The organism is Shinella sp. GW835-FHT14H05 (assembly GCF_058793575.1).
In genome coordinates, this window is record NZ_JBXAFY010000019.1 from 15,008 (window position 1) to 34,593 (window position 19,586).

19 protein-coding genes and 2 pseudogenes are annotated in these 19,586 nt (G+C 60.3%); 11 read left to right on the forward strand and 10 right to left on the reverse strand.

Going from position 1 to position 19,586, the window contains the following annotated elements; translation table 11 throughout:
• The first annotated feature begins 254 nt into the window (after positions 1-254).
• The 6 genes from AC1Q6Z_RS31000 (at position 255) to repC (ending at position 8,232) form a co-directional block, all read left to right on the forward strand.
• The gene (locus AC1Q6Z_RS31000) at positions 255-2,291 is read left to right on the forward strand and encodes a ParB/RepB/Spo0J family partition protein (RefSeq protein WP_492650221.1); all 2,037 of its coding nucleotides are present in this window, start codon (positions 255-257) and stop codon (positions 2,289-2,291) included.
• Between the two features lie 137 nt (positions 2,292-2,428).
• Positions 2,429-3,250 (forward strand): N-6 DNA methylase, encoded by an 822-nt coding sequence (locus AC1Q6Z_RS31005; RefSeq protein ID WP_130520893.1) that lies wholly within the window; start codon positions 2,429-2,431, stop codon positions 3,248-3,250.
• A gap of 398 nt (positions 3,251-3,648) precedes the next feature.
• Entirely contained in the window at positions 3,649-4,023 is a 375-nt protein-coding gene (locus AC1Q6Z_RS31010) for a hypothetical protein (RefSeq protein ID WP_226923637.1), read from the forward strand.
• 579 nt (positions 4,024-4,602) lie between these two features.
• Positions 4,603-5,817, forward strand: coding sequence for a plasmid partitioning protein RepA (repA, locus tag AC1Q6Z_RS31015; RefSeq protein WP_306041757.1), 1,215 nt, complete (start codon positions 4,603-4,605; stop codon positions 5,815-5,817).
• The gene (repB, locus tag AC1Q6Z_RS31020) at positions 5,814-6,818 is read left to right on the forward strand and encodes a plasmid partitioning protein RepB (RefSeq protein ID WP_226923634.1); all 1,005 of its coding nucleotides are present in this window, start codon (positions 5,814-5,816) and stop codon (positions 6,816-6,818) included. Before repA ends, repB begins: the two co-directional genes overlap by 4 nt.
• Positions 6,819-7,017: 199 nt before the next feature.
• Positions 7,018-8,232, forward strand: coding sequence for a plasmid replication protein RepC (repC, locus tag AC1Q6Z_RS31025; RefSeq protein ID WP_226923745.1), 1,215 nt, complete (start codon positions 7,018-7,020; stop codon positions 8,230-8,232).
• A 20-nt stretch (positions 8,233-8,252) separates the two neighbouring features.
• On the opposite strand, the gene AC1Q6Z_RS31030 is transcribed toward repC, so the two are convergent.
• Positions 8,253-8,633: a hypothetical protein gene (locus AC1Q6Z_RS31030; RefSeq protein WP_226923743.1), complete on the reverse strand. Its 381-nt coding sequence runs from the start codon at positions 8,631-8,633 to the stop codon at positions 8,253-8,255.
• Complete coding sequence (locus AC1Q6Z_RS31035; protein ID WP_226923742.1) at positions 8,630-9,313, reverse strand: ParA family protein; 684 nt, start codon at positions 9,311-9,313, stop codon at positions 8,630-8,632. The genes AC1Q6Z_RS31030 and AC1Q6Z_RS31035 overlap by 4 nt, the downstream gene beginning before the upstream one ends.
• A 377-nt stretch (positions 9,314-9,690) precedes the next feature.
• Between AC1Q6Z_RS31035 and AC1Q6Z_RS31040 the strand changes: the two genes are divergently transcribed.
• A complete protein-coding gene (locus AC1Q6Z_RS31040) occupies positions 9,691-10,161 on the forward strand; it encodes a MobC family plasmid mobilization relaxosome protein (protein ID WP_226923740.1) in 471 nt (156 codons plus the stop codon).
• Positions 10,151-12,724: a relaxase/mobilization nuclease domain-containing protein gene (locus tag AC1Q6Z_RS31045; protein ID WP_226923738.1), complete on the forward strand. Its 2,574-nt coding sequence runs from the start codon at positions 10,151-10,153 to the stop codon at positions 12,722-12,724. Before AC1Q6Z_RS31040 ends, AC1Q6Z_RS31045 begins: the two co-directional genes overlap by 11 nt.
• A gap of 10 nt (positions 12,725-12,734) precedes the next feature.
• On the opposite strand, the gene AC1Q6Z_RS31050 is transcribed toward AC1Q6Z_RS31045, so the two are convergent.
• From AC1Q6Z_RS31050 to AC1Q6Z_RS31060, 3 genes and pseudogenes are all read right to left on the reverse strand, one after another.
• The gene (locus AC1Q6Z_RS31050; protein WP_226923736.1) at positions 12,735-12,953 is read right to left on the reverse strand and encodes a hypothetical protein; all 219 of its coding nucleotides are present in this window, start codon (positions 12,951-12,953) and stop codon (positions 12,735-12,737) included.
• Between the two features lie 162 nt (positions 12,954-13,115).
• A pseudogene (locus tag AC1Q6Z_RS31055) lies at positions 13,116-14,306 on the reverse strand (Tn3 family transposase); the annotation flags it as partial.
• Positions 14,307-14,315: 9 nt separating this feature from the next.
• Positions 14,316-14,714, reverse strand: a pseudogene (locus AC1Q6Z_RS31060) (DUF4158 domain-containing protein); the annotation flags it as partial.
• 155 nt (positions 14,715-14,869) lie between these two features.
• On the opposite strand from AC1Q6Z_RS31060, the gene AC1Q6Z_RS31065 reads away from it, so the two are divergent.
• Complete coding sequence (locus AC1Q6Z_RS31065; RefSeq protein ID WP_003501080.1) at positions 14,870-15,457, forward strand: recombinase family protein; 588 nt, start codon at positions 14,870-14,872, stop codon at positions 15,455-15,457.
• A 36-nt stretch (positions 15,458-15,493) separates the two neighbouring features.
• Here AC1Q6Z_RS31065 and merA read toward each other — a convergent pair whose 3' ends face one another.
• From merA to AC1Q6Z_RS31085, 4 genes are read right to left on the reverse strand one after another with little or no spacing between them, the layout of a single operon-like run.
• A complete protein-coding gene (gene merA / locus AC1Q6Z_RS31070; protein ID WP_492650222.1) occupies positions 15,494-16,936 on the reverse strand; it encodes a mercury(II) reductase in 1,443 nt (480 codons plus the stop codon).
• Positions 16,937-17,194: a mercuric ion transporter MerT gene (merT, locus tag AC1Q6Z_RS31075; protein ID WP_023517539.1), complete on the reverse strand. Its 258-nt coding sequence runs from the start codon at positions 17,192-17,194 to the stop codon at positions 16,937-16,939. It abuts the gene before it with no gap.
• Positions 17,195-17,205: 11 nt separating this feature from the next.
• Positions 17,206-17,493, reverse strand: coding sequence for a cation transporter (locus tag AC1Q6Z_RS31080; RefSeq protein ID WP_010661778.1), 288 nt, complete (start codon positions 17,491-17,493; stop codon positions 17,206-17,208).
• 16 nt (positions 17,494-17,509) lie between these two features.
• The gene (locus tag AC1Q6Z_RS31085) at positions 17,510-17,923 is read right to left on the reverse strand and encodes a mercuric transporter MerT family protein (protein WP_277921147.1); all 414 of its coding nucleotides are present in this window, start codon (positions 17,921-17,923) and stop codon (positions 17,510-17,512) included.
• Positions 17,924-18,021: 98 nt separating this feature from the next.
• Between AC1Q6Z_RS31085 and AC1Q6Z_RS31090 the strand changes: the two genes are divergently transcribed.
• Both AC1Q6Z_RS31090 and AC1Q6Z_RS31095 read left to right on the forward strand, forming a co-directional pair.
• Positions 18,022-18,462, forward strand: coding sequence for a MerR family transcriptional regulator (locus AC1Q6Z_RS31090; protein WP_023517540.1), 441 nt, complete (start codon positions 18,022-18,024; stop codon positions 18,460-18,462).
• Between the two features lie 363 nt (positions 18,463-18,825).
• Positions 18,826-19,197 (forward strand): hypothetical protein, encoded by a 372-nt coding sequence (locus tag AC1Q6Z_RS31095; RefSeq protein ID WP_226923734.1) that lies wholly within the window; start codon positions 18,826-18,828, stop codon positions 19,195-19,197.
• A gap of 91 nt (positions 19,198-19,288) precedes the next feature.
• Here the strand turns inward: AC1Q6Z_RS31095 and AC1Q6Z_RS31100 are convergent, their stop codons facing one another.
• Positions 19,289-19,573 (reverse strand): copper-binding protein, encoded by a 285-nt coding sequence (locus AC1Q6Z_RS31100; RefSeq protein ID WP_226923732.1) that lies wholly within the window; start codon positions 19,571-19,573, stop codon positions 19,289-19,291.
• Between the last annotated feature and the right edge of the window lie 13 nt (positions 19,574-19,586).

Below are 19,586 nucleotides of genomic sequence, written 5' to 3' on the forward strand. Positions count from 1 at the left end.
CGTTCGGATCAAGGGGCAGGCGCGGCACAGCCGCTTGTCGCGCCGGCAAAAAAACGGCTTTCACCGCTGCGCGCCGAACCTTCCGTTTTTTCCCCGCCACGACCCCTTGACCCGAACGACCGCCGCCGTGGGGCGGGCTGCGCCCTCCCCCCTCTGTCCGGGGGAATGTCAGAGGCCATTCCCCCGGACAGACCGGGGAGGCTTCGCCCAAGGGAGCTTCCCCTGCGGGAAACGGGAAACCAAGGAGACCGACAATGACCGACACCAGTGCAGCAACCGAAACCATCATGGTGGCGCTGAACAAGCTCGACCGCGACCCCCTGAACGTGCGCAAGACCTATAGCAAGGAAGGCATCGAGGAACTGGCCGCGACCATTCGCGGTGACGGCTACCGCATTCTGCAGAACCTCGTCGTCCGCAAAGGTGACAAACGGGGTCGCTTCTTTGTGACAGCTGGCGGTCGGCGCCATGCCGCGCTCGACCTTCTGGCGGAGTTGGGCGAGATTGCGAAGGATTTCGCGGTCGAATGCAAGGAGCGCAGCGCCGCCGAGGCGACCGAAATCAGCCTCATCGAAAACACGCAGCGGGAAGCCATGCACCCGGTCGATGAATACGAGGCGTTCCGCGTCATGGCCGACGCCGGAAAGTCCGTCGAGGATATCGCCGCCCGTTTCGGCACCACCGAGGTCATGGTGCGCAAGCGCCTCGCCCTGGGCCGTGTCGCCCCTGCCCTGCTCGATCTTTACCGCAACCAGAATATCAGCTTCCAGCAGCTTTCGGCCTTCACCGTGTCCGACGATCACGAAAGGCAGGTGGAAGTCTGGAATAGTTTGCCATCGTGGAATTGCGATCACCGCGCCATTCGTACTGCCCTGCAAGGCGAAGCCGTAAAGGCCACCGACAAGCGCGTGAAATTCATCGGCGGGCTCGACGCCTATGAAGCCGCTGGTGGAGCCGTCAAGCGCGATCTCTTCGATGAGCAGAACGGCGGCTATGCGCTCGACGTCGCTCTTGTCGAAAAGCTTGTCGGCGACCGGCTTGAAGTCGAGGCCGAAACCGTTCGCCGGGAAGGCTGGAAATGGGTGGAGGTCGTGCCGATCATCCCGGACGAAGCCCATCGCATGCACCGGGTTTATCCCACCGGCGTTCCGTTGACAGACGAGGAACAGGCCGAGGAGGAACGGCTGGAACACGAACATGACGAGCTGGCGGAGCAGATCGAGGAAGAGGTGGCCAACGGCGAGGCCGAGCCGCGCATCGAAGCCATTCGGGCGAGGCTGGCGGTTCTATCGACGGCGCAGGAAGCCTACACCTCGGAGGACATCGCCAAGGCCGGTTGCTATGTCACGATGGACTATTACGGCAACGTCGAAATCGAGCGCGGTCTTGTCCGGCCCGATGATGAAGTCGAGGCCGGAGACGTGGGGGGAGACGGCGACGAAAGCGCCGAAGGCGATAACGAGGAGACGGAAGCAGGTGAGATGACGGTTGCGCAGCAGCCCGAACAGCGCCCCGAACCGACGTTCAAAATTCCTGCCCTGCTTGTGCAGGAGCTTACGGCGCAGAAGACAGCCGCCATCCGGGCCGAGCTTGCGCATAATCCGGACGTCGCCCTCGCCGTCGTGGTGCATGCCATGCTGGTGAACCTCTTCGGCAACTACGGCGGCAATGAGTACACGTCCCTTGAGGTAACGGTGAAAAGCGAAAGGCTGGAAAACAGCATTGCCAATCCAGCGGAGTGCAAGGGCATCGTGGCGCTGGACGAACTCAAGGAAAACTACGGGCATACCATTCCGGGCAAGCCGAGCGATCTTCTGGAATGGTGCCTTGAGCAGCCGACGTCAACGCTTCTCGACCTCCTGGCCTATGCGGCGGCAAAGTCCGTCAATGCCGTGCAACACCCGCACTATGAGCGGAAGTCGCAGCGCGCCCATGCCGAACGGCTGGCACAGGCCCTCAAGATCGACATGACGCAGTGGTACGAACCGACCGGCCAAAACTACTTCGGCCGGATCAGCAAGGCGGGGATCAAGCAGGCGGTCACCGAAGCCGCTGGCGAGGATTTCGCGCTCGGCGTTCCCGGCATGGAGAAGGCGAAAGCCGTGGAATATGCCGAACGGAAGATCACCGGAACCGGATGGCTGCCCGCGCCGATGCGGATTGCTCTCTCCGCCGAGCAGGAGCGCGAGCGGATGGCGGAGGCCGATGGCGAAGATGACGGCGTTTGCCCGTTCGACATCGAGGACAAGCCGAACGCCGAACACCAGCAGTTCCCCGAAGCAGCCGAGTAATCGGTTGCGGCAGGTCGCGCCAGTCTCCGGCGCGGCCTGCTCCCCTCGCTGAATTTCCCAAAACCAGCCGCGATGAGACGCCGGGCATCGCCCCGGCGATTGGCGACGTGCGCCCTGCGGCCCGGATAGGTGATCCCATGACCTCCCCCCGTCTCAATTCCATCGTCAAGCTGTTTGAAACCTGCCGCTACAAGCATGACCTCTACACCGTCTTTGGCGACTGGTGCGAATGCTCCGCCATATCCATGAGCAATGCCGTTGATCAGGCAAACTTCGAGAAGCGCGAGGCTCGCTATGTCGAAATCGCTCGAAAATACGGGAGCGAAACCATGGCGATATTCTCGAAAATATTCGGTGAAGTGGTCATGGCGCTGGAGGAAAAGCCGCAGGACATCCTGGGCATGACGTTCCATGCGCTCGAATTGCACAACAAGGCGAGGGGGCAATTCTTCACGCCGTATCCCATCTGCCAATTGATGGCCCGCATCATCGCCGGGAGCGCCGAGGACATGCAGCAGGCGATTGCCAAGCGCGGCTTCATGCTTGCGCAGGAACCCGCCGTAGGGAGCGGCGCAATGATCGTCGCTCTGGCCGAAGCCATCCTTGAAGCGGGCTTCAATTACCAGCAGCTTCTTCATGTGACCGCCGTGGACATCGACCCGCGCGCCGTCCACATGGCCTATATCCAATTCTCGCTCCTGCACATTCCGGCGACCGTCATCGTGGGCGACAGCCTGGCAATGCGGTTTCGGGAGGAATGGCACACGATGGCCCATGTCATGGGCGGATGGTCGGCCAAGCTTCGGCACGCAAGAGAAAACGCCGGGGGGCAACCGGAGGCGGCTCCTTCTGTTGCCGTACCGCACCGGGCTGCGGTGGTCGCCGGTGGCCCCGCCGCGCCGAAGCAAGCGACATCCGCGCCGGTTATTGAGAGGAATGGGCAACTGCGTCTGTTGTGAATTGCAGGGTACAGGCTAGAAGCCCCGACCGGATTGACCGGCCGGAACTTCTTTGAGAGGGGGGCTGGCCGGCCCCTCTCAATCTCTCCCCCATGAGGGGGCAGGGCAGAGCCCCGCCCCCTTCAAACCCCCTACCCATGGAGGGGGTGGACCACCCCCTCCAAACCTCCCCGGCCCATACGGACACGGCCCCTGACCGCGGCCGTGGGCTTATCTCTCTCTCTCTCTGATTTCCTAGTGTCGCATTCGCCCCTGCGCCGTAAAGGACGGGCGGTTCCCCCAAAATGCTGACGCATTTCGGCTCCCCCATCCACCGCCTTCGGCGGTCGCTTCGCGTTCCTTGACTGCTTGGGTCGCCAATGCGGGCTCCTTTTCGTCAGAGCGAAAAGGAGGCTTATATGACAGACCGGAAAATCACCGTTATCGACGGCGGTAGCGCGCAATACTGGAGGCAGCGGAAAGAAGGCTTCCGGCTTATCCACGAGGCGGAGCGCGCTGCGGAGCGGCTGGCCGATGCACCGATGTATCTTCACGGCGGCTACGACGAGGATGGCGACGTGATCGCGATCGAAAATCTCCGCTCTCATGACGATATGGAGGATGCGATCCGGGCGATCGAGGCGAACGAGACGGCCGTGAGTATCCTCGTAGCGCAGGGACGCACAAGGATAGGAGGCTGCGAGATCAGGGCGGTGATCAAGGCGATGGCGCCCGACTATAAAGGCATCGAGGATCCGGAACGCAATGCGCTCTGGGGACCGGGCACCGACTGAGATGCAGGCGAAAAGCGGCTACGGCCGCCTTTCGCCTTTACCTCGACGAGTGAGCCCGGTCAGCCGGTTCGACCGGCCGACCAAGCTGATGAAAGAGGGGCAAGCCCCCCTCTCAACACTCACCCCAATGGAGGAAGGGGCAAGCCCCCTCCTCCAAACCGCCTCCCCAAGGGAAGGGCCGGCCCCTCCCTTGAACCCACCCCTGGGGAAAGGGGACGGTTCCCTCCTCCCTTTCCCCAAGCCCCTATCCCTCTCCCTGGGGCGAGAGACCTGGCATCTGTGGTATATCGGGCGGGTTAGCTTCGTGGATCAGCACGAGGTTTCGCAGCTTAACAGCTGTTAAGTAGCGACCGATGCGGCCAGTCATATCGCCGAGAACTGTGCCATCTCAGGCGAACTTAACAGCTGTTAAGTCGCTAATTTCTGATCACTTGAATTCCATATCAGTGATATGTGTGGTTCCGCACGCCGCCTGCGTTAACCTTTCGTTAACGAAAAACGCCTTGAAGAATCGGATTCTGTCTGGCATCCATGACGGAAATGATCGCGTATCGCGTCCAAAACCGTCAAGAGGAAGAAATGCTTCAACCGGCTTCTCGAAGCGTCACCGATACGGCATCGAAGATCGGCAATTACACGTCGAAGCTTTCCGCGGAACTGCATGAGATGCGCGAAGGTTTCTATCCGCCGACCGCGAAGAAGACGTTTGCGCGCACCTTCTCGACGACCGACCTCGTGCGACTGCTCAAAGTACCTGAAAGCACGTTGCGGCAGCTCACCATCGAGGGGAAGGGGCCAGTACCTGAGCGGGCCGACAACAATCGACGCACCTATACCGTTGAACAGGTGAGAGAGTTGCGCGCATTTCTCGCGGAGCTTCGTCCGGACGATGCCCAAACTCTGCTGCCCCATCGGCGTGCGGGGGAGAAACTGCAAATAATCGCGACAGCGAATTTCAAGGGCGGCAGTTCCAAGACGACGACTTCCATCCACCTTGCCCATTTTCTTGGCCTCCAAGGCTATCGCGTTCTTTGCATTGACCTGGACCCCCAAGCGTCAATGACGGCATTGTTCGGGCTCCAGCCGGAATTCGATCTCGGGGAGAATGAAACGGCCTATGCTGCGATCCGGTATGATAACGACCGACGGCCGCTGACAGAGGTTATCCGGACCACGTATTTCCCTGGGGTCGATCTCGTCCCTGGAAATCTGGAACTCATGGACTTTGAGTTCGACACCCCTTCCTACCTCTCGCAGAAAAATCGTGATGATCTCGGACTGTTCTTTGAACGGCTCAACAATGCGATCGCTGGCGTAGAGGATCGATACGACATCGTGATTCTCGATACGCCCCCGTCGCTCGGCTACTCCACGCTTGCAGCACTTTATGCAGCTACGTCCCTGATCATCACGGTCCATCCCGCCATGCTGGATGTTGCGTCGTGCAATCAGTTTCTCATCATGATCTCCGATCTCAGTGAAACCTTGGCGCAGTTCGGTGCCCGTTTCGAGCACGACTTCTTCCGTTTCCTATTGACCCGCGTAAACCCGAACGATGGGCCGCAGAAATATATGTCGGGAGTTATGCGCCGTCTCTTTGGAGGCGACGTTCTGGTTGCCGATGCCTTGGAATCGACCGCCATCGCCGGTGCGGCAGTCGCCAAGAAGACCCTCTACGAGCTTGAAGCAGGCGAGGTCGGCCGAGAAGCGCTCAAGCGGGCTATCGAGAGCGCCGACCGCGTTAATTTCGAAATTCTTGAACTCGTTCACAAGGTTTGGGGGCGTAGCGCATGAAGAAGAGCATACTCCAACGGATGGCGGCGGATGCCGAGAATCGCGGTGATGCAGCTCCTGCCAGTGATGGGACGGACAGGATTGGCCTTACTCGTCGCCACTCGTCGCCCGTCATTTCCAACGTAGGAAGGGCGCTTTCCCACCTCAGCGAAGACGTCATTGTCTCTCTCGATCCCTCGAAAGTAGATGCTTCACCCTTCAAGGACAGGTTTGAGTACGATGCAGAAGCCGATGAAAAATTCGGTGCCTTGAAGTTCTCAATAGCCACGGAAGGCCAGAGAATCCCGGTCCTTGTCCGGCCTCATCCAACCAAGAGCGATCACTATCAGCTTGCTTATGGGCGCCGTAGGCGCGATGCCATTTTGGCGATCATGGCGGAGGCTGATCGTCCTGAAACCATCAAGATCAAGGCCTATGTGCGTGACCTGACCGATCGCCAGTTGATCGAGGAGCAAACGCTCGAAAATGGTCCACGAGAGGATCTCAGCTGGATCGAGAAAGCTATGTGGGCCGTGCAGCTGAAAGGCAGCGGTATTTCTCAGCGTGAAATCGCTTCGATCATGGGGCTATCCGAAGTCGCGGTCTCACAAATGTTCCGCGTAACGTCCGCCATTCCGGAAGACATCATCTTTGCAATAGGCCGCGCTCAGGCAGCGGGCCGCCCGAAATGGACCGCGTTTGCAGAACTGCTGAAGGACGCGAGCAAGATTGACGCCGTCCGAAAAATTGTCCCCACGGCCGAGTTTCAACAGGCAGACGGTGCTGGGCGTATTTCCCTGGCAATGCGGGCGACCACCTCGCCGGTGTCTCAGGCGGAAGAACACGTACAGGAAGAAATCCTTGATTTCGTCATTGGCGGCCGTGTTTTCGGCCGCATGAAATCTACCTTGTCGGGAACGATCGTGACGATCCCGAAAAAGGAGCAGGTCTTTGCGCGGTGGCTGGCAGAACGAATGCCGGAGCTGATGCGTGAGTTCAACGCGGCCGATCCCTCGCAGTAAGCGGGGTTTCGGCTGAGAAAATCAATTGGTCGGAAGGAGAGACCGCCGCAAAAGAAAAAGACCCCCAAAGCGTTACCGCCGTGGAAGTCTTCCTCTGATCTAAGCACCCAGAGAATCGCATTTCCACGAATCACAGTCAAGAGTCTTTGGCGCCGTTTTGGTGAGTGGATTTCTTTTGCCTTTTGAGAGGTGAAGGAAAATGCAGATAGGACGTGTAGCAACGCCCCACGGGCGGCCGATGACGCTTGCCTTGGTGAGAGGTCAGCTCGAAACGGCTGATCGCCGCCCGAGCGAGGCGGTCAACAAATGGAAGGTCTTCAACGACATCGGCGAGACGAAGGACGTTTTCGGCCTTCAGGATCGTTCAATCACTGTTCTGCAGGCGCTGCTGAGCTTCTATCCAAGCGACGAGCTTTGCGATGAAAGCGGCGGCCTTGTCGTGTTCCCATCAAACAGCCAGTTGTCCATGCGCGCCCACGGCATTGCCGGCACGACCTTGCGCCGACACCTCGCGGCGCTGGTAGACGCCGGTTTGATCGAACGTCGCGATAGCCCGAACGGCAAGCGCTATGCGCATCGGGGCAGGGGAGGGGAGATCGAGGCCGCATTCGGCTTCAGCCTGGCGCCCCTGCTTGCCCGTGCGAGCGAGTTGGCCAGCCTTGCGCAGCAGGTCGCCGCAGAGCGCCTTCAGTTCAAGCGCGCCAAAGAAGCGTTGTCGCTTTGCCGGCGCGATGTCCGCAAGCTCATCTCCGCGGCCATGGAAGAGGGCGCTGATGGTGATTGGGCGACGATCGAAGCTATGTTCATCGGCCTCCTGGCGCGTCTCCCGCGCTCGCCTCACCGCGAAGACGTCGATGCGGTGCTCGAAGAAATGGAGTTTTTGCGCGAGGAAATCATCAACCGCTTGGAAATTCAGGTAAAAGCAGAAAAAATGGACGTCTATGACCACCATAACGGTCGTCACATACAGAATTCAAAACCCGAATCCTTCCATGAACTTGAACCTCGCTCAGAAAAAGAGCAGGGCGAGAAGCCGAGCAAGAAACCGAAACAGATCGCCGAGCCGCTGAAGGCATTCCCGTTATCGCTGGTGCTGAGAGCGTGCCCGCAGATTGCCGATTACGCGGCGGGCGGGCGGGTTGAAACCTGGCGCGACCTAATGTCGGCCGCGGTCTTGGTCCGGTCGATGCTGGGCGTCAGCCCGTCGGCCTATCAGGAGGCGTGCGAGGTGATGGGGCCTGAAAATGCTGCGGTTGCCGTCGCCTGCATCCTGGAGCGTGCCGAGCACATCACTTCCCCCGGCGGCTACCTGCGCGATCTCACCCGCAAGTCGGCGCGCGGTGAATTCGGCCTTGGGCCGATGCTGATGGCCGCGCTCAGGGCGAATGGCGAAGGCGAGAAGCGAAGCGCATGATCGCCCGCCTCCTGCCCGCATCAAGAAATGTCGGGGATCCGATCGGCAATCTTCAGCAGATAGTCATCGATGGCTTCCTCGATGTAGCTGTTAAACTTGCGCCGCTCGATAGCGGCGAGGATCTTCAGCTTCTTGTGGACCTCGACGCGGATATGGATACCGGTCGTGACCTTCTCGGTGTCCCGGAAACGCTTACCGGCGATGGGATCGCGGCTTTCGCCCTTAGCGACCAGGTCGCGGAACTGGGTCCGGCCGGCCGCCGCTATTGGCGATGCGCCACCATCATCGTCGGTTTTCGCCGGCGGAGGAGAGGCCATGGGCTTTTCGCGGACGGATGGCCGGTCGCGGCCGGTCGAGATCAGCCCGAGGACGAGATTCTTGCTGTCCGATCCTTCGCTCATAGCAGAGCCTCCTTCGCCGTCGACCTGTAGAGGGTGAGCAGCTCGCCGAGTAGCGTTTCCATCTCGGCGATTGCCTTCGGGTCGGATTTCGCGGCGGTCTGGAGCGTGCCGGCGGCGCCGATCGACTGATAGGAGGCGCGCCGGGCGATCGTCTGCGACGCAAGGGCGACACCGCTCTCCCGCAGGATTTCGCGCAGCGGCTCGTGGGCCTTGGCCCGGCCGGTGACAAGGTCATGCTGGTTGATGACGATCATCGCCGGCAGCTTGCGTTTCTGGTCTTCCTCGACCACCGGAATATGGTTCAGTGCAAGCTGCATTCCGGCGACCACATCATCCTGGGTGGTTTGTAGCGGGATCAGAACGATGTCGGCACAATAGAGACCGGCGAACAGGTTTTCGTTCGTGGTTCCCTCGATATCGATGAAGACGATCTTTCCTTCGAATTGGCGCTCCAGCGCCATCTTGTAGATCCGGTTCGGGTCGAGGCAGCTTACCGCCTCCAGCCGGTCCGGCCAGACGTTCATCTGTTTCGACATCGTGACCCAGCGCATGGTGTTGGCGCGGCTGTCTGCGTCGATCAGAAACACGTCGTTGCCAGCATGGGCGGCCGTTCCTGACAACGCCCGGACAAGCGTGGTTTTCCCGGTTCCGCCTTTCGGGTTGGCGATGGTGACGATCATTGTGGCTCCTTATAGTGGTAAACTATATTTAATTCCTTCGTCCTCTCTCCGCAACGAAATCGTTGCCCGTTGTTCATTGCCCATTGACGATTGACGATTGATGACTGCCCGCTGACAACGGGCAACGGTGAACGGGCAATCATCAATTGCCCGTTGATTATGAGCAATTTCCCTTTTGTAACTAACCGTTGTTAATGGGTAATTGCCAATTAACCGCGATGCCGCTGTTAACCAGAGCACGAACAACGGGCAATTGTTGATATGAAGCGTATTGGCGGGGAAGCTTCGTCCAGGCAGGGGATCGAGAGCGCTTGTCCGTTTGAAGCTGTTTTGGTGGATAAAATATAGTTTAGTTTTATGTGGCAGGATAGTCAAGTTTGTGGTACAAACTCGACGTCGCCCCGCCTCCGGCAGGGCAGTGGTTCGCGCCTCTGGCGCTCCGGGTCGCCTCCGGCAACCTGGCAAGCGGGAAGGAAAAGATGCGGAGCGAGGTGTTGAGGGTCCGACTGCAGCCAGAGGAGCGCGATGCGCTCGCCGCGCTGTGCGAGGAAGGGCGCACCGCCAGCGACGTCATCCGGCTGCTGTTTCGCGAACAGGCGGGCCTTCCGCTCCCGGTCGGGCCAGCCGAGGCCGACGCCCTGCGCGGGACGAACGAGGAACTGCGGCGCATCGGCATCAACCTCAACCAAGCGGTCCGGGCGATGAACGAGGGTCGCGTCGGTTACGAACCGCATCTCGACGCGGCCCTGCGCACCCTCCTCGATGGCGTGTTCCGGCTGCGCGCCGACGTCGATCTGATGCTGCGGATCAGCCGCAAGGAGCGGAGGGGAGCTGGCCGTGGCGCATGACTGGTCCGGACTGCTTGGTGAGATCGAGGCTTTTTCCGCCCGCCGCGCCACCTCGTTGATCGACGAGGAAGAGGAGCTGCGTCGCCGGCGCGTGATCGGGGTCGCTCTGTCGGGCGGGGAGCCGCCGCGCCGATTTGTAGCCAAGGGCATCGCGAGCAAGGCGCACCCTGGCGCCGTGTCGAGAAGTGAGCCGACAATCGCGTCGATCCTGCAAGCGCCGCTGTCATCGCAAAAGGGTGTCATTGCGCTGGTCGGAGCTTTGGGTGTCGGCGACCAGAGGGGGGATGATGACGAGCTGAAGAAGTCGGCCGGCGGGGGAGGGGGCGGGGCGTCCTTTGCAGCCGCGCCCAGTGTCGCCCGTCCTCTGAGCGCGCGGGGCGCAGCGAAGGACAGGTCCAAAGCGGAGACGGCAAGCCGCGCGGCGATCGCCGCCGGTGCGCAGCCGGTGGTGATCAAGGTGACGTCGACCGTATCGAGCCGGGCGTCGGCTGCTGGCCTGATGAACTATCTCGGCACACGGGAAGTCGAGAACGAAAACGGCGAGAAGGGCAAGGTGGATATCCCGGTTTACGATCAGGATGGCCTTGCCATCACCAGCCGCGAAGAGCGCGCCGCCGCGCTCGCGGAGTGGGGCGCGGATTTTCGCGACGCCTATGCGGTCAACGCGCTCGCGACCTTTTCCATCACCCTTTCCGATGAAGTCGACGACGACACGCTCCACGATGCCCTGAACGCCGCCTTCGGGTCGAAGCCCTTCCTCTATTCGCGACATCCGGACGGCAGGGTCTCGATCTATGCGGTGACCAATCTGCCGGCGAAGAAAATCGCCGGCGCGTTAAAGGCACGCGAGAAAGGCGAATGGCCGGCGCGCGCCTTGGAAAATACAGAGTCCGATTTCGCGCGCCGGCTGGCCGACGCCGGCGTGTCGGCCGAGGTCCGCATTCTCGGTGCAGCCGTTTCGGAGAAATCCGGCCGCTACTTCCTCGAAAAGTTCCTGCGCACCGAGAAGTCCATCACCACCAGCGAAGGCGATCCGGTCAAGCGTGGTTCCAGCGTCAAGGAAAAGGCGGATGGCATCTGGCGCGCCTGGTCCTCGCACATTCGCACCGTTGAGCCGCGCAACGCGTTCCATGTCATCTTCTCGGCACGGGCCGGGACCGATCCGGAGGCGATGACCCGCGCTGTTCGGGATTTTCTTAGCGAGCAGGTCGCCGGCCATCGTTGGATCACCGCCCATCATCCCGATACCGGTCACGTCCACGTCCATGTGATGATCTCGGCGCGCGACGATGTCGGCAAGGCGCTGCGGCTGACCAAGCCCGAGCTGTACGAATGGCGCGAGCGGTTTGCGACGAAGGCGCGGGAGCAGGGCATCGCTATGGTCGCCACCCGGCGTGCGGATGTGGCGGCCACGCGGCCCTATAGCCAAGCGCAGGCCGGCGCATATGAACGGGGCAGACAAGATCCTCGCTATCTCAAGACGCCGGCTGTCACCAATCGCGTCGAGCGCAAGCGTGCCGGCGTCGTCGATCGCGCGTCTCTCTCCAATGGAAACCTGGCGCTCGCCCCGAAATGGCAGGCGACCGCGAGCGCCCTGAAGCGGGCCGGCGCGGAACCTTCCGTGATTGCGGCGGCCGACCGGTTCGTAGCTGCGGTAACCGCTCAAGCACCGCATGCTGCTCGGGCCAGCGGCTTCGTCCTGCTCCGGTTGGACGTCGAACAGACCATGGAACGCGAGACGGTAGCTGTCATTATCGAGGGGGCCGTCGGCGTCGAGGCCAAGTTGATTTCCGCCGAGGGGAAGTCCGTCCGGGTTCTGGCGCCCACGACCGCGAGCGTCAGCAAGATCGAGCGCGAGCTAGCCAAGCAGAACGACGAGTTTGGCCCCGGTTCCGAGATGCGGTCCGTTGCCCGAGATTTCCAGGCGCGGTTGCTGGCGCATGGATTGCGCGCCGCCGTCATCGTCGAGGCGGCCGGCTCCGTCAAGCATGGTGCGCCGTCTCCTTGGCTGCAGAAGAAATTCGATGCCTTGGCGGGGCAGTCCGCTGCGCCGCCGGACGAGCCTTTGGCGGAATTCAAGACCCTGATCGCAACCATTCAACAACAGAAGGAAAAGGCCATGCCCCTATCGTTGGAACAGTTCGACGAGCGCGTCTCACGGGCGAACAAATCCATGGACCGCCTGGAGACGATGGTCGATAGCAGCGCTGAGCGACAGGCCGTCGAGGAGATGCGCAAGGAAATCTCCGCGCTGTTCGAAGAGCAGCGTCGTGACATCCAGATGCAGCAGATGCGCTCGGTCAACGACACAGCGGGGGCAGGGGGCACGCCGCCGCCGGCGCGCGTCGACGAGGCGCGCACTCAGGATCGGCCAGCGCCGGCAACGGTCGATCCCGCAATCGCGGCCCAGCAGCAGGCCATTGCCGCGGGTCGCGCTTCCCGCGCGGCGCGAGAACAGGCTGGCGCGTCGAGGGCTGCCCAGGACGAGCAGCGTCAGCAGATCCTTCGGCAGGCGGAACAGGAACGCCAGCGCGGCAACGACCGCGACGGGGCCGAACGGTAGGTGCGCTTCCCTATTCCTCCATCAAGCCGTCGAAGACTTCCAAGAGGGCGTTGACGATGGCCTGGCCAAGCGCATTGGCAGAGACGGCAACCTCATCGTCGCCCTGGTCTCGGGTGGCGATCGCAAGGTTGCCGCCTTCCTCGGCGACAATCGCTTTCGCCCGCTCGATGGCCCAAAGAGCGAAATCGCTCCGGTTGGAGATCGTCATCGTCTCGGTGGTCTCATCCATGGCGTTTACTCTCCGTCGGCGCAGCACAACCCGCTGTCAGTTTTCCTCTTGCTGAGATCCAGCCATATCGCTTGGCGGGTATCGGGGGAACCATCTTCAGAATCTGGGGTCAGAACAAGAGCTGCTCGAAATCGTACGCTAAGACCGAACGGAGCGGGAACGTCATGCAGCGCGGAGGATTCTTCCAGGAAGTCGCAATGGCCTGAAGCCTTCGGGCATCTGCTGCTCGGTGTCCCAGGAATAGATGCCGGTGAGATTTATGTGCTCCCAGCTGAGTGGCGAGACATGCTTGAGCAATATGTCGGGGATAGTTCGACCACTTTGACGCAGATGGGCTACGGCACGGCTGAGATAAACGGTATTCCAGTGGACGATGGCGCTGACGACAAGGTTGAGGCCCGAGGCACGGAATGCCTGACTTTCGAACGATCGGTCGCGGATTTCGCCGCGCTCATGGAAGAAAACGGCCCGCTTGAGCTTGTGGGCGGATTCTCCTTTGTTAAGACCGGCTTGACATCGCCGGCGAAGTGCCGGGTTGGAATACCATTCGATCATAAACAGGGATCGCTCGATGCGCCCGAGCTCACGCAGGGCTTTCGCCAACTGGCTCGGTTTCGAGGATGCCGCCAGCTTTTTGAGGATCATTGAGGGCGCAACAGAGCGTGTCGTGATTGATGCCGCCAGATGGAGAAGGTCATCCCAGTGTTCCAGAATGAGGGCGGTATTGATCGGCGCGCCGATATGGTTGGCCAGTGCTGGATATGAGTCGGCCTTTTCGAAAGTATGGAACTTCCGGTCCTTGAGATTGCGCAGCCGAGGCGCAAAACGCTTTCCGATCAGAGTGAAGAGGGCAAATACATGATCGCTCGCACCTCCGGTATCGGTAAAGTGCTCCTCGATCTCCAGGATGGTGTCGTGGTCGAACAGGCCGTCGAGAACATAGGCTGCCTCGCTCTCGGTCGGGCTGATCGGCAGAATGCTGAAATAGCCGTACTGATCGGAAAGGTGGCTGTAAAATTTCGAGCCTGGCTCGCTGCCATAATGCAGGTTGATATCACCGCGTTTGGCGGCACGATCACTGGCCCGGAAGAACTGACCATCAGATGATGCGGTCGTCCCTGTTCCCCAGAGCTGGGCGTGGGGATGACGCGCATGGGCGTCGGTCACACATGCCTGCGCTGCGCGATAGGTTTCCGTGCGGGCATGGAACATGCGCATCCATCCGATCTGATGGGCGCTGATCCCCTTGGAGGCTCCGGCCATACGTTTCGGGCCAAGATTGGTGGCGTCCGCGAGCGTGCCGGCGAGCATGGCCGGAATGTTTTGCGGTGAATCGCCCGTTCGAACATGGGTGTCCGTTGCGGTCGCCGTTTCGACGGCGGATAGTAAGGCGGCGCGCCGGTCCTGTGCTGTTGCTGTTCGTTTTCCAAAATAGGAAAGCAAATGCGCGATATGCTCGCGGCGAGTTTCCTCCCGCCTGGCATAGGAACGGAAACTCTCCGGATCAGCATCCAATTGTTCGGCTATATAATTGAGCATCGCCCTCGGCGGAATTTCGTGCACCATGAGAGCCCGGCCCGGATGCCGCATCATGCAAAGCTGGACAGCAAAGCCGAGCTGGTTATGTTTTCGCCTGCGGACTTCGATCTCCAGCCGGTCCGATGGAGATAGAGTGTAGTGACGGATCAGACTATCCTCATCGGTCGGTACGCCGAACAGCTCCTGTTGATCCTGAATTTTGAGAAACTTCCGCCGCGCCATTTTTTACTCCATACAAACTTGCGTCGATGGTTCCGGGCATGTCCGGAAACGGTCGTTTGCGTACAGGCCTAAATCACCCTGTCCACAAATTATCTTGACTTATTTGTGGACAGGCATCACCTTTCGGACAACCTATTCGGACGAAATTGAACCTTATGCCACGCACCTTTGCCTATGTCCGTGTCTCCACGACCGGACAGACCACCGAAAACCAGATTCAGGAAATCGAAGCGGCCGGCTTCCACGTCGAGCCACGCCGTATAGTCACCGAGACCATCTCGGGCAGCGTCGCCATTGCGCAGCGCCGGGGTTTCTCGCGACTGATGGATAAACTCGAAGCCGGGGACGTGCTCATCGTCACCAAGCTCGATCGGCTCGGCCGAGATGCGATCGATGTCAGTACGACGGTCAGGAAACTGGAGGAGCTGGGCGTGCGGGTCCATTGTCTGGCCCTCGGCGGCGTCGATCTGGCGAGTTCCGCCGGGAAGATGACGATGAGCGTCATCAATGCCGTCGCTCAGTTCGAGCGTGATCTGCTGATCGAACGCACGCAGTCGGGCCTCAAACGAGCCAAGTCGGAAGGCAAGACCCTCGGCCGTCCCGCTCGGCTCAATGAGAAGCAGAAATTGGATGTTCTCTCGGATTTGGCGGGCGGGATGAGCGTTTCCGCACTCGCCAGAAAATTTGACACCAGCCGCCAGACCATCATGCGTGTCAGGATCGAGGGCGACCGCTCCGTTTAAGCCGTGACTTGAGTAGGCACCCGTTTCCCTTTCGCCTCACCCCGCGCAGCAGGACAGTTTTTTCACATCCCTGTCGAAGGTCTGAGCCGCAAGCTTCAAACCTTCGACAGTCGTCAGATATGGAAAGATCGTCTCCGAGAGATCATCGATCGTCAGGCCGCAGCGGATGGCCAAGGCTGCCGTCTGAATGCTGTCAGCACCCTCTGGTGCAAGGATGTGAGCGCCAAGGAGTTTCCGGGTTGACCCGTCGGCGACCAGCTTGATCAGGCCGCGCGTGTCGCGCGCCGCCAGCGCCCGCGGCACATTGTCGAGGGAAAGGACGGAGGTGCGAACCGAATGTCCGGCAGCCCGCGCCTGCGCTTCGGTCATGCCGACGCTCGCCACCTGCGGATCGGTAAAGACCACGGCGGGCATTGCGGTGTTGTCGTAACTCAGGCTGTTGCCGTTCAATGCGTTCTTGGCGGCGAGCTTTGCGCCATAGGCGGCCATGTAGACGAACTGATCTTTTCCGGTTACATCGCCGGCGGCATAGACGCCCGCCTTCGAGGTGCGCATGCGATCATCAACGATGATGGCCCCGGCCGGTGTCAGGTCTATACCGGTTTCAGCAAGCCCAAGGGCTTCAGTGTTCGAGCGGCGTCCCGTCGCCACAAGAATCCGCTCGGCAGTCAAGATTTCCGGACGTCCGTCCCGCGCGATGGCGAGGGCAACACCACCATCATCGGTCTTGCGGGCGGACTCGTAGGTAATGCCGCTGACGATTTTAATCCCCTCATCGGCCAGATAGGTGGCAAGCGCAGCGCCGATTTCGGGTTCAGCCTCCGGCAGAAGCCGGCTGCGGAACACGAGTGTCACTTCGACACCGGCCCGTGCGAAAGTCTGGGCAAGCTCCACGCCGATGTAGCCGCCGCCAAGCACTATCATCGAGCGTGGCAGCTCGGTCAGGGCGAGCGCTGTCGTGCTGTCGAGCGGCGATACGTCAGCGATCCCCGGAATCCCCGGCAACGCCGGACGCGCACCGGTGGTGATGATAATTCGCTCGGAGCCGATGTGCTGGCCCGCGACCTGGACACCGCCGTCAACGAGGCGGGCCGGACCTTCGTGGTAGACCACATTGTTGTACTCCGGCAGCAGATCAGCGTATTTCGCCTGTCGCAGACCGGCAACCAAAGCGTCTTTCTGGGCGATCTGAGCGGTCCAATCAACCACGCGTGCGCCGCTTTCGATCCCATCAAACCGGGCAGCCGCATCGTTGGCGTGACGTACAGCCTCCGTGGCCCGGATCAGGGCTTTCGAGGGCACGCAGCCGATGTTGACGCATGTACCGCCGATCGTGCCATGCCCGACAAGAGCCACTTGGGCGCCTAGTTCGGCGGCCGTGATCGCGGCGGAGAAACCGGCCGAGCCAGCTCCGACGACCACAAGATCATAACGGCCGTTGCCTTTGTTGGAAGTTGGAACGTCGCAAGCTTCACACATTCAATTCACCTTTGTTGTCTTGTTATTCATCGAGCAGCAATTGGCATCCGCTGATGAGGCGGAACGCCGACGCCGGTAAAGATAAAGTGCGGACGCCCCAATCGCGGCGAGAGCGATCGGGATCAGCACATAGCCGGCCGCTGCGAACCATGCGGAAAAGCCAAAAGAGCCAGCGGCGACCAAAAGAAATGGCGCGGCGCAACAGATGACGGCGAGAAACCCGACTTCGCCAAGGCCGATGAACTTTCCATCTGTCATGCTGAACCTCCTTACTGCGAAACGCCGGACGGATAGCCAGCATTGGTGGTTGCGGTGATCAGCGCGGCGACATTCGTCTGGCTGTCGTCAAAGCGCACCTTCGCGATCGCCGCGCCGGTCGCCTCCGATACATCAACATCGAGCACGCCTGGAACGTTGCTGAGCGCCCGCTTCACAATCGGGCCGCAGAGTTCGCAGGTGGCATTGGCAACATTCAAGGTTACGGTCTGCTCGGCGGCAAAAGCGTGACCACCCGTCAGCAGGGACGCAGTAAGGGCAATGAGGGGCAGGATTTTCATGAGATTCTCCTTGGGATTAAGCATCGAGGACAAGGCGGGCGGCGTAGGGAAAGCCCACGGCGATAATGATCAAGACAGTTGCGACCCAAAGGCCGATCTTGGCGTTCCGATGGGATGATGGACGCGCGCAGTAGGAACCCTTGGCGCATTCAGCCGCCTTCGGCCTGCGATAGACGAGATAGAAACCGTAGCCGAGGCAGGCGAGCGCGATCGTGATAAACACAGGCTGGTAGGGTTCGAACGCGGTCAAATTGCCGATCCACGCGCCGCTGATGCCAGCGAAGAACAAGGCAAAGGGCAGCACGCAACAGGTTGCTGCGCCCAGTGCCGCAACGATGCCGCCGACCGACAGCAATGCTGCCCGATCAAAACCCTTTTCGGCTGGCTCTGTGACTGTATTTGCCAGCGTCCGTGTTTCATCCTGCATCATCGTTCACATGCTCCCGCAATTGATCTATCGTGACCCTAGTGCCTGTAGCGACTACAGGGTCAAGCGAGAAATTTTCACGGATTTGTGCGAGCTATGTGATGACACAGAATGATGAATTTTCGATCGGCGTGCTGTCCGAGCGCAGCGGCGTCAACATAGAGACGATCCGCTATTACGAGAAAATCGGCGTCATGCCGAAGCCCGCCCGCAGCGCAGCGGGTTATCGTATCTACACAACTGAACACGCAAGGCGGCTGCATTTCGTGCGGCGCGGCCGTGAACTCGGCTTCAGCCTGGACGAGCTGCGCGGCCTGCTTCGCCTGGTCGATGGGCATACCTACACCTGCCGGGAGGTCCATGCGCTCACCATCGAACATTTGAAAGATATCCGTCAGAAAATCGCCGATCTGCGGCGTCTGGAGCGGGCCATGTCGAATATGGCGGCGCAATGCACCGGCGATCAGGTTCCAGAATGTCCGGTCATAGATGCCCTTTTTGAAATGCGGTCAATCAAGCGTTCCCGCTCCGTTCAAGCTTAGCGTACGATTTCGAGCAGCTCTTGTTCTGACCCCAATCTTACCTTGGGACTGAATTCCGATCCCTGGGATATCCATGAAGCGGCGCATCATCTCGATACCGGCGGCGATCGAGTGGATCTTCTCCGTCAGCGGTGCGATTTTCTCGCAAGCTTCCATTACAGATGCAGCAATGGCAGTACATATGACCGCGGCTGTCGACCAAGCCGACGGTGCGCAGGTGTATTTGGCCCGGAAGGATTGCGATAGGCATCCCCGATCAGACCCCTCTGTCCATTTCCTTGTGTCACATCTGCAGTCGAGTCACTGTTAGCGCAGTACCGTTCGTGCTATAAAGCAGGGGATCCAATCCCATTGGAGTGTCTCATGAGACAGCTCGGCGCGATACTGACAGCGATCACTCTGGCGACGCTTGGAACCGCGAGCGAAGCTCAAGAGCGACAGCCTTTTCATGTTGCCGAGTTCCCGGACAACAGGATTATCAGCTTGGCCATTCTCATGTCCGAAGCGTCCGCCGACTTGCAGTTTGATTACGACGTCGAGGTGGAGCTGACCGAGCATGACCCTGATGGCCAGACGATCTTTGCCGACGATGGGCACCATCTGGTTCGGGTGCGGTGCACGGCGCCGAGAGCTGTCAAGGTGGGGAGCATTCTCTACAAGCTGGGGACGCCTGCTGTGGCGGACGACTGGAAAGGAGACCTCTGGAAGACCCTCTGCTTCCAGCCTGTCTCATAGTAGAGTTCAAAGCGGCAGCACGGGAGTCGAAAAGAAGTATTTTTCCTCTGAGCGAACAGCCGCGCCTCGTGCGAGGCGCGGCTTCGCAGCCTTACTTAACCTGGGTGACGGTCAGCTTGCCATTGACCCGCTCGGCAACGAACTGGACCTTGGCGCCGACCTTGAGCTTTTCCAGAAATGCTTCGTCGGCGACTTGGAAAACCATGGTCATAGCGGGCATTTCGAGGCTTTTCAGTTCCTCGTGAATGAGCGTGACCTTCTTGGCCTTCTCGTCCACCTTCTTCACTGTACCGTTCGTAAACTCTTGGGCGAATGCGCCAGCGGTGGAGGCGAGCGCGATTGCGGCGGCGAGGGTAATCTTCGCGATGGTTTTCATATCAGCTTCCTTT